The 13,149-nt window shown below is 67.0% G+C and carries 14 protein-coding genes and 1 pseudogene; 9 read left to right on the top strand and 6 right to left on the bottom strand.

Translation table 11 applies throughout. The features are described from left to right. Window positions 1-35 precede the first annotated feature (35 nt). A complete protein-coding gene (gene egtB, locus D187_RS05715) occupies window positions 36-1,367 on the bottom strand; it encodes an ergothioneine biosynthesis protein EgtB (RefSeq protein WP_051256226.1) in 1,332 nt (443 codons plus the stop codon). Window positions 1,368-1,605: 238 nt separating this feature from the next. Between egtB and D187_RS05710 the strand changes: the two genes are divergently transcribed. After that, entirely contained in the window at window positions 1,606-2,541 is a 936-nt protein-coding gene (locus tag D187_RS05710; RefSeq protein WP_002621357.1) for a DUF2381 family protein, read from the top strand. After that, window positions 2,541-3,062 (top strand): hypothetical protein, encoded by a 522-nt coding sequence (locus D187_RS05705; RefSeq protein ID WP_002621356.1) that lies wholly within the window; start codon window positions 2,541-2,543, stop codon window positions 3,060-3,062. The genes D187_RS05710 and D187_RS05705 overlap by 1 nt, the downstream gene beginning before the upstream one ends. A 60-nt stretch (window positions 3,063-3,122) precedes the next feature. Here D187_RS05705 and D187_RS05700 read toward each other — a convergent pair whose 3' ends face one another. From D187_RS05700 to D187_RS05690, 3 genes are all read right to left on the bottom strand, one after another. Then, window positions 3,123-4,280, bottom strand: coding sequence for a site-2 protease family protein (locus D187_RS05700; protein ID WP_002621355.1), 1,158 nt, complete (start codon window positions 4,278-4,280; stop codon window positions 3,123-3,125). A 136-nt stretch (window positions 4,281-4,416) separates the two neighbouring features. Continuing rightward, window positions 4,417-4,848 (bottom strand): CBS domain-containing protein, encoded by a 432-nt coding sequence (locus D187_RS05695; protein ID WP_002621354.1) that lies wholly within the window; start codon window positions 4,846-4,848, stop codon window positions 4,417-4,419. Between the two features lie 132 nt (window positions 4,849-4,980). After that, window positions 4,981-5,391 (bottom strand): hypothetical protein, encoded by a 411-nt coding sequence (locus D187_RS05690; protein ID WP_002621353.1) that lies wholly within the window; start codon window positions 5,389-5,391, stop codon window positions 4,981-4,983. A 185-nt stretch (window positions 5,392-5,576) separates the two neighbouring features. Here D187_RS05690 and D187_RS05685 point away from each other — a divergent pair, with 185 nt between their 5' ends. From D187_RS05685 to D187_RS05665, 5 genes are all read left to right on the top strand, one after another. Next, window positions 5,577-6,731 (top strand): MFS transporter, encoded by a 1,155-nt coding sequence (locus D187_RS05685; protein ID WP_043428511.1) that lies wholly within the window; start codon window positions 5,577-5,579, stop codon window positions 6,729-6,731. A gap of 212 nt (window positions 6,732-6,943) precedes the next feature. Beyond that, a complete protein-coding gene (locus D187_RS05680; protein WP_043428510.1) occupies window positions 6,944-7,258 on the top strand; it encodes a hypothetical protein in 315 nt (104 codons plus the stop codon). 413 nt (window positions 7,259-7,671) lie between these two features. After that, window positions 7,672-8,844 carry a hypothetical protein gene (locus D187_RS49465; RefSeq protein ID WP_155893189.1) on the top strand — a complete coding sequence of 391 codons (1,173 nt, stop codon included), beginning with the start codon at window positions 7,672-7,674 and terminating at the stop codon, window positions 8,842-8,844. Window positions 8,845-9,792: 948 nt separating this feature from the next. Next, entirely contained in the window at window positions 9,793-10,293 is a 501-nt protein-coding gene (locus tag D187_RS05670; protein WP_002621348.1) for a hypothetical protein, read from the top strand. A 24-nt stretch (window positions 10,294-10,317) separates the two neighbouring features. Then, window positions 10,318-10,710: a hypothetical protein gene (locus tag D187_RS05665; RefSeq protein ID WP_043428508.1), complete on the top strand. Its 393-nt coding sequence runs from the start codon at window positions 10,318-10,320 to the stop codon at window positions 10,708-10,710. A 108-nt stretch (window positions 10,711-10,818) separates the two neighbouring features. Here D187_RS05665 and D187_RS05660 read toward each other — a convergent pair whose 3' ends face one another. Then, window positions 10,819-11,574 carry an immunity 52 family protein gene (locus tag D187_RS05660; RefSeq protein ID WP_245591618.1) on the bottom strand — a complete coding sequence of 252 codons (756 nt, stop codon included), beginning with the start codon at window positions 11,572-11,574 and terminating at the stop codon, window positions 10,819-10,821. A 249-nt stretch (window positions 11,575-11,823) separates the two neighbouring features. Between D187_RS05660 and D187_RS05655 the strand changes: the two genes are divergently transcribed. Together D187_RS05655 and D187_RS05650 are read left to right on the top strand one after the other, a co-directional pair. Then, complete coding sequence (locus D187_RS05655; RefSeq protein ID WP_002621345.1) at window positions 11,824-12,327, top strand: hypothetical protein; 504 nt, start codon at window positions 11,824-11,826, stop codon at window positions 12,325-12,327. 27 nt (window positions 12,328-12,354) lie between these two features. Next, the gene (locus tag D187_RS05650; protein WP_002621344.1) at window positions 12,355-12,747 is read left to right on the top strand and encodes a hypothetical protein; all 393 of its coding nucleotides are present in this window, start codon (window positions 12,355-12,357) and stop codon (window positions 12,745-12,747) included. Between the two features lie 47 nt (window positions 12,748-12,794). Here D187_RS05650 and D187_RS59690 read toward each other — a convergent pair. Next, window positions 12,795-12,881, bottom strand: a pseudogene (locus D187_RS59690) (hypothetical protein); the annotation flags it as partial. Window positions 12,882-13,149 lie beyond the last annotated feature (268 nt).

The raw sequence follows: 13,149 nt of genomic DNA, 5'->3' as shown, positions 1-13,149 counted from the left end.
CCGCCGCTGCCTGCCGTTGCCTGCCGCCATGTGTGTCACCTCGCGTCGCGTGCGCACCGGAAGCCGGCGAAGATGTGCCGGCGAAGGGGGTAGTCCCAGTTGCGGAAGCTGTTGCGCGCGGCCACGGGCGCCGTGGCCCACGAGCCCCCCTTGAGCACCCGGTAGTCCGTCCCGAAGAACGCCTCCGAATACTCACGGTAGGGGAACGCTTGGAATCCCAAGTACCCCCCGAAAGTGCTGGCCGTCCACTCCCATACATCGCCGAGCAGGCCGAAGATGCCCTCGGGGGTGGAGCCGGCGGGGAAGGCGCCCACGGGGCTGGGGCCCCAGGTGTCCCCGCCGAGCGTGGCCTGGTCGGCGCGCGGGGGCGAGTCCCCCCAGGGGAAGGCGCGCGAGGAGGGGGCGAGTCCCGACGCGGCGCGCTCCCACTCGGCCTCGGTGGGCAGGCGCTTGCCGGCCCAGCGCGCGTAGGCGTCCGCCTCGTACCAGCTCACGTGCTGCACGGGCTCGTCCGGGGGCAGGGGCTCCTCCCACCCGAAGCGCCGCCGCCGCCAGCCTCCCCCCGGTTGGGGCAGCCAGAAGAGCGGGTGGCGGATGCCCTCCTGCCGCACCCAGGCGAAGCCCTCGGGGGCCCACCAGCGCGCGTCCTCGTAGCCGCCCGCGGCGACGAAGACGGCGTAGTCCCCGTTCGTCACCGGGTGCGAGTCCAGGAAGAAGTCGGCCACGTGCGCGGTGTGCGCCGGGCGCTCGTTGTCGTAGGCCCAGGGCGCGTCGCTGCCCAGGCGCACCGGGCCGCCGGGGAGGAACACCTCGTGCTGGGCGGCGCGGCCGGGACGGGGACGCGCGAGCGCGGTGGGCCGCCAGTCGCGCGCCGTCATGAGTTGCAGCGTGGCGGCGATTGTCTCCAGGTGCTGCTGCTCGTGCTGGGCCACCATGCCGTAGACGAAGCCGCCGCGCAGCAGGGGCTCGTCGGAGTCCTCGGACAACCCGCGCAGCCATGCGAGCGAGGCCTCGCGCACCCGCGCCGCGTAGGTGAGGGCCTGGGCGGGGGAGAGCAGGGGCAGGAGGACGCGGGTAGCGCGTGGGTGGCGCAGGGCGTCATAGAGGGCGTCCACGTCCGGGCCGGTGAGGGCGGGGGCGCCGAGCGCGCGCAAGAGCCACTGCTCCTCGTGGTTGGCCACGTGGGCCACGTCCCAGACGATGGGGGACATGAGGGGCGAGTGCTGTGCGACGAGCTCCGCCTCGCCCAGACGCTCGAGCATGCGCAACAGGCGCGCGCGCGCCTCGGTGAGCTCCGCCACGGCCCGGCCCTTCCACGCGGAGGGCGGGGCCGGCTCATGGGCCGGGACATCGACGGACGGGGGCATGGTGCGACCAAGCTAGGGAGCGGCGGGGCGGATGCGGGAGTGCCGCCTCCCGGTGGGGCTTGCCCGTGTGTGGTGCGCCACACAGCGCGCGGCGCGCGGATGCCCGGCGGCGAACGGAAGGGGCGCGGGGGCACGCGTCCCGGGCGACGAGGACGGCCTCGTGAGCCGCCTTGCGAACCCACCTCGGACGTGGGCAGACTCACCGCACCTCCCACGTCACCCTGGAGCCGCTCGCGCGATGCACCTCCCTGGCTTCTCCTCCACCGTGCTGTGGGCGCTGCTGGCCTCCGCGGACGACTCCGGCGTGCGCGAGCCGAACGTGCGCACCCTCCTGCTTGCGGACCCTTCCCGGGGGCAGGTGCCCACGCTGTATGTCGGCGAACGCCTCACCACGGTGCTGCGTCTGGATCAGGCGTGTGTGCCCGCGCGCACGACGTTGCTCGGGTGGGAGGGGCGCTTCGAGCCGGTGCTGTGTCATGGCCGCGCCGTGTACCTCCACCCCGTGAGGGAGCTGGCGCCGGAGGATCGCTTCCTGCTCCGGGTAACGCTCGCGGATGGCACGGAGTGGCCGTTCACCGTGGCGGCCCGTGAGCAAGGCTCCCACCGCCACCCAGTGGATCAACAGGTGGATGTCTTCACCCAGCCCGAGGGAGTCGAGCGCCTGCGGGCGGCGCTGTCCCTGGCGCTGCGCTACCAGGCGGAGCTGGGGGAGCAGGTGGCGCGCTACCAGCGCGAGGAGACCTCGGTGGACCATGCCTGGGCCACGCTCCTGGCCGATGGGCGGGTGAAGGAGACGCCCTTCGAGCGGCTGCGGCTTGAGACGCTCGAGGAGGGAGGGGTGAAGATGACCGTCCTCTACTTCGTGGCCATGGAGCGCACCAAGGTGGCGGTGGTCATCGACCTCGAGAACATCCATGGCACGGCGCCCTGGCGGCTGGGTGAAACCCGCCTGTCGGCCCTGAAGAATCCCTTGGTGACCAAGCCGTTCGCGCTGCGGATGAACCGGCCGGAGATCGACCCGGGCGCCTCCGGCAGGATCGTGGTCGTGGTGGACCGGCGTGAGTTCACCACGGACGCCGGCCTCGTGGATTTGAACCTGGACATGGCTCAGTGGGAGGGCACCCTGCGGGTGTCGATCATGCTGGACCGCCGCCTCCTGAAGGAGAAGAAGTGATGTCGATGCCCCCGCGCCCTGGCCTTCTCCGCGCCGTCTTCCTGCTCGGTCTCGCCGCGGGCTGCATGACGACGACTTCGCCTTCCCCTCTCATTCCCCCGGGCCGTGTCGCGCTCCGCTCGAATGGAACACCGGGTCCCGAGCCGTGCCCGGAGGAGGCGTTGAAGGCCATGCGCTACCTGCGCATCGGCATTGGCGAGGGCGCCCTCATCCAGCTCGATCTGAACCAGGATCGGGTGCCCACCGTCACCCTCTACGACGGGCCCATCGAGAGCATGTTGGAGGAGCCCCTGGGCCAGCTCGGCGCTGGAACGCGGCTGTACGGCCACGTCTGGACGGGAGGACCGCAGGTGACCATCCGCTATTACTCGGCCCAGGAGATTGGCCGGGACGAGATTCCCGTGTGCGGGGTGGTCCGGGTGAGCAAGGGCAAGATGGCCAGGCGGCCGGACTCGCCCCCAGATGCCGCCATGCTCGACTTCTCCACGGCGGGCGTCTGGATCGTCAACGCGTTCCGGTGAGCCGCCCCGCCCCGCTCCGGTCGCGCGGAGCGGGGCCCGGCCCATGGCCTCTGCTGGAACTCAGGTGGGCGACTCGTGCCCGCGGCCCCCGAGGTTCCACGGCCCCCGCCCGCGCGACTCCTTGAGCTTGAGCTCACGCAGCTCCAGCCCGCGCAGGATGTCCTCCTGGGACACCATCCCCACGAGCACTCCGTCCTCGGTGACGGGCAATTGGAGCATCTGCCGCTGGCCCATCTCCTGGAGCGCCTCCCACGCCGTGGAGTCCGGGGTGAGCACGGGCACCGGCTCGCTCAGCTCGCGCACGGCCATGCCCGCCAGCTTCTCCACGGGCACCTGCCGCAGCGCCTCCACCGTGACGAGCCCCACCACGCGCCCCTGCTCCACCACCGGCGCGGCCCGCAGCCGCTCGCCATAGAGCAGCTCCGTCAGCTCGCGCAGGCTCGCCTCCGCCTCCACCGTGGCGGTGCGCGGCCCCATCAGCTCGCGCACGGGCACGTCCGCCAGCTTCGACTGGAGCAGCACCTGGCGCGACTCGGCCGTCGCGCCCATGAAGACGAAGAAGGCGATGAAGAGCAGGATGAAGTTGCCGGTGACGATGCCGTACAGGCCGAAGAGCAGCGCGAAGCCCTGGCCCACCCAGCCCGCCACGCGCGTGGCCCGCACCCGCCCGAGCCACCCGGTGAGCACCGCGCGCAGGATGCGCCCCCCGTCCATGGGGAAGGCGGGCAGGAGGTTGAAGATGCCCAGGAAGATGTTGAGCGAGCCCAGGTAGAAGACGGCGAAGCTCAGGTTGAAGGAGCGCGTGTCCGCGAGCAGGTGGTGGACGAACAACGCCAGCGCGCCCAGCCCCAGGCTCGTCACCGGCCCGGCGAGCGCCATGAGCGCCTCGTGCCGCGCGCCGTCGGGCATGCGGGTGATGTTGGACACGCCGCCAATCATCATCAGCCGGATGTCACTCACCTCGCCGCCCTTGCGCAGCGCGTAGACGGAGTGGGCGAGCTCGTGCAGCAGCACCGACAGGAACAGCGCCACGGCGACGCCCAGCCCCCACACGAGTGGATGCCCGGACAGGCGCTCGGGGGGCACGTCTGCCGCGCGCGCCGCCAGTTGGAACGACTGCCCGAAGCTCCACGCGAGCAACGGGAGGATGAGCAGGAAGGAGAAGTGCACCCGGATGGGGATGCCCTTCAAGGTGAGGACCTGGATGTTTCCGCGCACATTGCACCTCCGTCCAGCACAAGGTGGCCCCCGGGAAACGGGAAAACATCCAGGCGGGCGGAGATGGGACCGCCTCCCGGCCGGAGGGCGGGGAGGCGGCCAGGCACTCGCCCCGGAGGGTGTCCGTCGGGAGTGCTCAGACGGTGGGAGCCGACTCGGAGATGTGTTCCAGGGCCTCGCCCACGCGCTGCTCGCTCACCGCCTGGGACAGGTCGCCCAGCGACACGATGCCCACCAGGCGCTCGTCCTCGTTCACCACGATGAAGCGGCGCACCTGCATGTCCCGCATGCGGGCGAGCACGCCCATGGCGTCGTCTTCCTCGTAGCAGAACTGCACGTTGCCCGTCATCGCGTCCTCCACCGTGGTGACAGCCGAGTCCATGCCCAGGGCAATGGCTCGCACGACGATGTCGCGATCGGTGAGCATGCCCACCACGCGGTCTGCCGCGCACACGGGCAGGGCGCCCACGTTGAGACTGCGCATCTTCTCGGCCGCGTCACGCAGCGTGTCCTGGGGACCGATGACTTCCACGTCGCGGGTCATCACTTCACGAATTGTCTGGGCCATGGCCACTCCTCGTGGGTGCCTCGGCCAGGGGCCGGGCACCGTCCGCGTTCCATGGCAACCGTGGGGGGCCTCGTCCCCGAGGGCAACTGCACCCAGGCGCCCCTCCTGGAGAGCCTGCGGGCGGAGGGGCCCTCAGGCCGGAGCCCACCCGGATTCCGGCCGGGGAGCGTCCCGCCAGACGTGCCGCCCGGTGGTGGGGTCCTTGTGGAAGCGCATGAAGTCGCCCAGGCCCGTGTCGAGCGCCCGCGCGTCGAGCGCCTCGGCCACCCGGCCCAGCATGTCCAGCGCGTCGTCGCTGGTGCCGTGGACGATGAGCCGCACGCGGGGGGTGGGCTCCCAGGGGCCCAGGTCGAAGGTGAGCGAGAAGTCCTCGCCGTGGTAGCTGCCCTCGGCGGGGTGGGGGAAGACGGCCGTGGGCAGCACCTCGAGCAGCCGGCGGATGACGCTCTCGCGGGGCCCGAGCGGCGGGGGTGACCAGCCCTCGGGAAAGTCTCGCACCGAGTCGAAGCCCGCAGCGCCCATCAAATAGACAATCCAGCTCATGTCACACCCCGTGGCCGTCTCTCTGTGGGGACACCCTACAGGTGCTGTCTGACATTGCAGGGGGCGGGGGAGTGCCGGGAGAGTGCTTGGAGTCCCCACGGAGGGGGTGGGTTGCGCGCTGACGGGTGCTGACGGCGGGGGGGTGGTTGCATTCGCGGGCGGGGCGTGACACGCCAGGGCGCGAGATGATTCTCCAGGGTACGGAAACGGGTTATCCGCGCCACGTCCACCGCATGGCGGCCGGCGCGTTGTTCTTCCTTCAAGGTGTGTGCTTCGCGAGCTGGGCCTCGCGCATCCCGAGCATCCAGCAGCGCCTGGGCCTCACCGAGGCGGCGCTGGGGCTGGTGCTGCTGGCCTTGCCGGCCGGGTCCATGGCGGCGCTGCCGGCGGCGGGCTGGTGGGTGTCGCGCAAGGGCAGCGCGCTGGTGGCGCTCAGCGCGCTCGTCGTCTACGCGGCGGGGCTCGTGGGGCTGGGCTTCGTCAACTCGCTGCCGGTGCTGCTCGGTGTGCTGTTCGTGTTTGGCTTCACCGGCAACGTGGTGAACATCTCGGTGAACACGCAGGCGGTGGGCGTGGAGGCGCTCTATGGGCGCTCGGTGATGGCGTCCTTCCACGGGCTGTGGAGCCTGGCGGGCTTCGTCGCCGCGGGCGTTGGCGCGGGGATGATCGGCGCGGGGGTGGAGCCCCTGCCGCACTTCCTGGGCATGGGGCTGTTCATGCTGGCGGCGCTCGCCGCGTGCTCGCGCTTCCTGCTCGCGGACGCGCCGGACGAGGGGAGCGGGCAGCGGGTGTTCGTGATGCCGGACCGGGAGCTGCTCGGCCTGGGCGTCATGGCCTTCTGCTGCATGATCTGCGAGGGCGCGATGTTCGACTGGAGCGGGGTGTACTTCGCGCGCGTGGTGGGGGCGGAGCCGGACTGGGTGGGCGCGGGCTACGCGGCGTTCATGGCGATGATGGCCTCGGGGCGCTTCCTGGCGGACGGGCTCACGCGGCGCTTCGGGCTCCGGCGGGTGTTCCAGACGAGCGGCGTGCTCATCGCGGTGGGGCTCGCGCTGGCGGTGGGGCTGCCGCGGCTGCCCACGGCGCTGTTGGGCTTCATGCTGGTGGGGCTGGGGGTGTCGAGCGTGGTGCCGCTGGTGTACGGGGCGGCGGGCCGCTCGCGCACCATGTCGCCGGGGGCGGCGCTGGCGGCGGTGTCCTCCATCGGCTTTTTGGGCTTCCTGGTGGGCCCGCCGCTCATCGGGCTCGTGGCGGGCGTGGCCACCTTGCGCGGCTCGTTCACCCTCATCGCGATGCTGGGCCTGGGCGTGGCGGTGCTGGGCAGCCGCCGGCCGGCCTGAGTTGGGGAGCGAGGCGCGCGGGGGTGAAATCGCCAGGATGAGCCGGGGCGAAGGGGTGACAACAGGCCCGCCTTTCGACCTTACCCATTTTCTACCGCGAGAGTGCTGAAGCCTCCCACTGGAATTGTTGACACAATCTCCTCTCTCAAATCGGCCGGGCCCTGGACGAGTCGCGCCGCCTCCTCCACACCGAGAAGCGCCTCTCTCTCAACTTGGCCAACAAGCGCTACGGACGACGCGGCATCTCAAATTCCGTCGCCGCGAGGGGGGCGGGCTGGAATCAGAAGGATGTCCAGCTCGGCTTTGTCCGCAACGTGCACCTGCCGGAGTACACCTCGGGAGGTCGCTCCTCCAAGAAGAAGCTGTGCGCGAGGCGGTACTTCCTTGTCGTCGCCCGCAGCATGGGTCAGAAGCCGCTCGTCATCCTCACCACCGAGGACGTGCAGAGGATGGAGGACGCCGGCCGGGTGGCGGACATCTGCTTGGATCGGTGGGTCATCGAGGAGGCCAACCGCTTCACCAAGTAGGGCTTCGATTTGGAGGACGTGCGCGCCCTCTCTTGGACGGGGCTCAATCGCATGGTGCAACTCGTCCACCTCGCCTATGGCTTCCTCGCGCTCATAGATACTGTCCACCCCAACCGGCGAAGCCGCTGAGGCACAACGTGGACGGAAACCGTGTCCGGGGGCTTAGTGCCCGAGTACCTACTACCGGCTGATCGAGGGCCTCGGGCGCCTTCTCCGGGCTTCCATGGACTGTGGGCCGTGAGTGCAGCGACGGACGCTTGGCATCGTACATGCAGATGCCACGAAGCCGTCTGCTGGTGAATGTGGTGAAGTTCTGACTGCCGTGTTGCACGTGGGGCGTTTATGACCCATGCACGGCCTTCTCGATTCGCCTTGCTGCAATAAGCTACTCTTGGGAAAACGCGCCGCCTGCCATGCCTCCATCGAACCGAGAATTTGCTGCACCCACCTTCTACGGTGGTCGATTCAATGACGAGGTCCCGCCCGACGAGAGTCCATCCTTGCCCGTTGAGGTGCTGCCGGAACTCGATGTCTACAAGCAGCTTATCGTCGCAGTAGCAGGCGAGCTCTACAAGGCGGAACGCGGCGTGGCGCGGGTGCCTCCTAATTTCGCTGGGCGTTTCCAGCTAGGATTGGCGGAAATCAGGCCAGGCTCGAGGGTTGCTGCACTTAGGCTTGAGCATGACGAGCCAGGGGCTGAGATTTTTGAGCGGTCGCGCGATGCGGTGAACAGCATCATTGCTGCTGTTCACCAGGGCACTCCTTTGCCGATGAATTTGCCGCCGAACGTCCTTCTTCTCTTCGGCAACTTCGGCAAGCGGTTGGATGACAGCGAAGGTATCGAGCTGCGCGCACCTGGCCGTCCCCGCGGAGCGTCCTACACGCCCGAAGTGCGTAGGCGCTTCGTTCAGCTTGCTACACAGGAGTCGGTTCAGGCTGTGGCCTATGAGGGCACGGTCGTCGGAGCCAGGAACTACCCTAAGCGCACCTTTCAACTGATGACGGCTGAAGCCGGTATTATCCGCGTTCCTTTCCCGGCGCACCTCAGTCAACAAATCGCCGACGCTTGGCGCGACTACAAATTCGTGCGCGTAACGGTCGAGGGGTGGGCCAGCTTCAAAAAAGGTAAGTTGAAGGAGTTTACCGAGCCCCCGAGTGTTACTCTTACGTCAACGCTACCCGAGGAACATGTGCGCGACGTGGAGACACGACTTCGGGAGTTCGAGACGCTGGAGGCTGGGTGGGCCGATGGCGAAGGGGGGCCTATACCCAAGGAAGCGCTCGGCTGGCTGCGTGTTCTGCTACTAGAGATGATGGCTGCCCATGGGCTTCCCTTGCCACTCCTGTTCCCTATGGTGGAGGGGGGAGTAAAAGCGTCTTGGAAGTTCCGGCCTTGGTACGTAACTGCTGAATTTGACTTGGAGAATCGGAGCGCATTTCTCCACGCTGCGCAGGTGAAGACGGACCAAGTCGAGACTCTCACTGTGCTATTCGCGGTGAAAGACGAGGACAAGGCGTTGGTCCGTTTCGCCGAGTTCATCAAGAGGTTCGAGGCGTTGAGGGAGTCAAGGGAACTGCCCCAATGAGCGACCCACAAATCCCAAGCGCCGCCCCGACAGCCACGCAGCCAAGCGCCGCCCCGACAGCCACGCAGCCAAGCGCCGCCCCGACAGCCACGCAGCCAAGCAGCCCTATATCAACAGCCCGGAAGCGTCCTAGGGGACCCCAGCTAGCACCATCTTCAGAGTTGCTCTTCCGGCAGGTTAACCCGCGATACTACGTCAACGGTGAACTTGACGACCAAGCATTCCGACTCTCGTCAGTCGATGATGGGCTGCTGTCCGTGTCTCGGGAGTCGCTGACGACGGCAAAAGACGCGTACGAGCTGCATACACGCGTTAAAGGCGCAAAATCTGTAGGTGTGTGGGCAGTCAGCACTCAGGAGTGCCATAACGCAGGACTAAATTCGTACTCCGACCCTAGGCAGAAACCTACAGACCCATGGGATGACCCTGCCCACGGGTGCATCGATTTCCAGAACCTGCATAAGGAGGACGAGCGCCTCAAACGCAAGAAACTGCTGGAGTTTGCCGAAGTTCGCGGGCCTTCCTATCGGCCCCCCTGAGCATCGCTACTTATGTTGATGTGAAGACACACTCAGGGCCAGCGCCATACGGCGCTCACCGGCAATTCCCGGTTCATCACGGCGGCATCCGCCTTGGAGCCTTCGTGCAGGGGCACACGCCCGTCGCTCGGGTCGCCCAGCACGATGCACTCCGCTGCCCCACGCGCGACAACAGGGCATGGAAGATCGCGGTGAGTGCCGGCACGAGGCGCCGGTCGGCAGCTCGCGGTCACGCAACTGCTCGGCGGTCATAGACAGCGGTTCATCGGTACGGATGCTCTCGCACGGCTCCGTGCTCGTTGACTGGAGGACCCCATGCCCTGGGGATGATTCCACGTGCTTCGGCACCCGGGTAGCTTCCCACGGCAGTGTGGGCACTATCGGCGGCGGGGCACGAGGAGATGCGCTCATGCAGTTGGCGGCTCTGACAAGAGGAGTGGCCCTGCTGGCGATGGCGGGCCTTGGATGTGCCCACACGCAGCCACCCGAGCGGCAAGTCCACGTCATCTCCGAGGATGTGGGCGGAGTGGGTGCCAACGCCGGGAGCGGAATAGGCGGCGCGGGCATCGACTCCTACTGCAACGAATTGCAGAAACAATGTTTCGACAAGTGCTGGAGGAGGAAGCCCGAAATCTCGAGCATCAAGAAGCACTCTGGAGACCATTACAAGCACTGCGATGGGAAATGCCTCAAGGTGTTCATGCAATGCACCAAGGAACAAGAGGAGTTGGAGCGGCAGGAGTCCAAGAGGCAGGAGCTTCACTTCCCAACCGTGGACGCCGCACTCGGCTGGCTCAAGGAGCACAAGACCGAGGTGGTGATTGGAACCGTCGTCATCGTGGGAGGCATGGTGGCCGCTCCCTATGTCATTGCCATCATGGGGGGCGCACTGGTGCTGGCACCTCTGTAGGCGGACGGCAGACCTGGTGACAACATGGCAGATACTCCCGACTTCGATTTGGAAGACATGCTCGGTGTTCTGAATTCCGTCATCGAGAGCTATGCGGAGGGTTCAAGGGAAAGGGATGCGACAGAGCTGGCGCAGCTCGCATTGCTCTACATCCGTAACGGCGGGAAGGTGGAGGACTTCGCCAGATTCCGCAAGGATTGTGTAGATACCTCGTTCACGGTCGAAGTATCCCATGAGTTCTCGACGCGAGAAGAAGCGGACGCATGGCTCGCCAGCGGAAAGGCCGTACACAGGGAACGCATCAAGATCGCTGGCAAGGGCTTCATGGTCGTTCAACTGCCTGGACGGCAGACGTTGATTGATCGACCGCTTCCTGAAGAGCTGCGGACGGCGGAGTGGATGGACGACTCCGAGTAGTCGCTTCCGCGGCCTTGCTCCTGGTGGAGAGGCAGTTGCCGCGCCCGGCGAGGGCGTGTCTGGAGGAGAACTCTAGACATCTCATCCAGTCGGTCTGTTCCGGAAGTGTCAGGAGGCGCCGGGGCGGAGGGGTGACAGCAGGCCCACCTGGGCCAGACGCTCGGAGACCTCGCGGGCGAGTTCCACGTGGGTGGGGTTGGCGAGGGTGAAGCGCTCGGGGGTGAGGAGGACGAGGGTGCCGAGATCCTCCACGGACTCGAGTTGGACGGAGGGAGGCAGCGGAGGCAGGGCGCCACGGCGGTGGGAGAAGTAGGTGAGCCAACCCACGAAGGTGCCCGCCTCGCCGGACTCCGTCACCGAGTCGCGATGCTCGTGGGAGGTGGCGATGCCCCACTCGGGCTCCCAGGCCAGGACCATGGCGCGCAGGATGGAGGCGAGGGGTGGGGCGCGCAGCACTCGCGCGGCCACGGGGGGGGCTTCCGGTGGATACAGCAGGCAGGAGTTGGGAAGCCGGGGCGAGGCGTCACCACAATGAATGGCGAGCCCACTCGCGGCCCCATCAGGTTGTCCATTCCAGAGATGGGCGGTCCACCCATTCGTCTCCCGCCGCCCGTCCTCCTGGCTCTGTTGATTGAAGAAGGTGGCGATACCGTCCGCATCGCTTGCGAAGCGATGTTCGAGTGCCGCCTCACGAGTCCTGCCTTTCTTGAACCATTGAGAGAACGTCGGATCGCAGTGGGAGAGCAGTCCGAGAAATCGCTCGAATCGCGGAGCACAGGCACTCGCGGACTCCTTCCGTGCCAGCCAGTAGGCCCCTACGTAGTATGTCTCCTCCATTGGAATGGTCTCGTCGAAGTGTCTCATGCGTTCGCGCCGATTCCAGCGCAGTTGCGGCCGGCGAAATGGATGGAGGATTCCGAGTAGCCGTTTCAGCGGCGAGCCTCGATGATGTTTATTGGTCAGGTACGGGCTCTTCGACGCACCAGTTGTTCTCGTTGTCCGTTGACTGGAGGACCCCTATGTCCGAGGGGCGATTCCGTGTGCTCCGGCGCCCGTGTAGCCTTCCTCGGGAGTGTTGGCAATTCCGGTGGCACTGCACGAGGAGGGGCGGTCATGCACCTGGCGGCTGTGACGGGAGGGATGGCCCTGCTGGTAGCGATGGCGAGCCTCGGCTGTGCCCACACGCAGTCACCCGAGCGGCAGGTCCACGTCATTTCCGAGGACGCGAGCGGAGTGGGCTCCAACGCCGGGAGCGGAACGGGCGGCGCGGGCGCCGAGGCTTACTGCAATGAATTGGAAAAACAATGTTTCCAGAAGTGCTGGAGGCGGAAGCCCAAGGTTCCCAGCATCCCGAAGGGCTCCGATCAGCACCATGAACACTGCACGAGTCAGTGCCTCCAGGTGTTCATGCAGTGCATCAAGGAGCAGGAGGAGCTGGAGCGGCAGGAGTCACGGAAGGAGGCGCTTCATTTCCCAACCATGGACGCCGCTCTTGGCTGGCTCCGGGAACACAAGACCGAAGTAGTCATTGGAACCGTCGTCATCGTGGGCGCTGTGATGGCCGCTCCTTACGCCGTTGTCATCATGGGTGGTGCGCTGGTGCTGGCTCCCCTGTGAACCGATGCAAGAAGACTGGGTGCCTGAATGGCCTACATTCCTGAATTCGATCTCGATGACATCGTCGGCATCCTGAACTCCATCGCCGAGAAGCAGGCGGAGGGCTCGAAAGAGAGGGATGTCATCGAGCTCGCACAGATTGCGTTGCTCTACACCCGTCATCGCAGAAGCGAGGATGACTTCGTCAGCTACTACAAGCACTTCTTCGATCCCTCGTTCAAACTCAAGGTCTCCCATGAGTTCGCCACGCGAGAAGAAGCGGACACCTGGCTCGCCAGTGGAAAGGCCGAGGAGTCCGAGCGGGTGAAGATCGACGGCAAGGGCTTCATGGTCGTTCGATTGCCAGGGAGGCTGGCCTTCATGGTCGCACCCCTCCCGGAGGAGATGGATGCGGATGAATGGAAGGACGACTCCGAGTAGCCCCGATCCTCGATGCCCGTGGCGATGCTCTCCACGTGCCCCCTCAACGGCTGCCGTTCCCTCATGAGCTGGATGGAGACCGGATCCCCGATGTGGCTCCCCGGCAGCTTCGTCTCCTCGAAGCATCCCTCCACGTGGAACGAGCCAGCGCCAGCATCTGCCGGCCCGCGGAGATGGAGTCCCCGGGGTGCGGCTCCAGGCGGTCACCCTCCCATTCGCCAGCGCCGTGACGGTGGCGCGCTCCAGGTTCAACCGGGCGATGTCCCGCCGGGCCTCGGCCTGGGCCAGCGCCGCCTCCACCTGCTGCACCGCTCGTCGCCCTGCTTGGGGGTCCAAGGGGACGGGCGGAAATCTCCCGTGGCATCGGAGCCGGGGGGCGGGGTAGGGCCGGTGGGGACAGGG

Origin of the sequence: Cystobacter fuscus DSM 2262 (assembly GCF_000335475.2) — a bacterium.
GTDB classification, from domain to species: domain Bacteria; phylum Myxococcota; class Myxococcia; order Myxococcales; family Myxococcaceae; genus Cystobacter; species Cystobacter fuscus.
The sequence above is the reverse complement of the archived record's forward strand: the minus strand, read 5'-3'. Positions and strand labels throughout refer to the sequence as shown.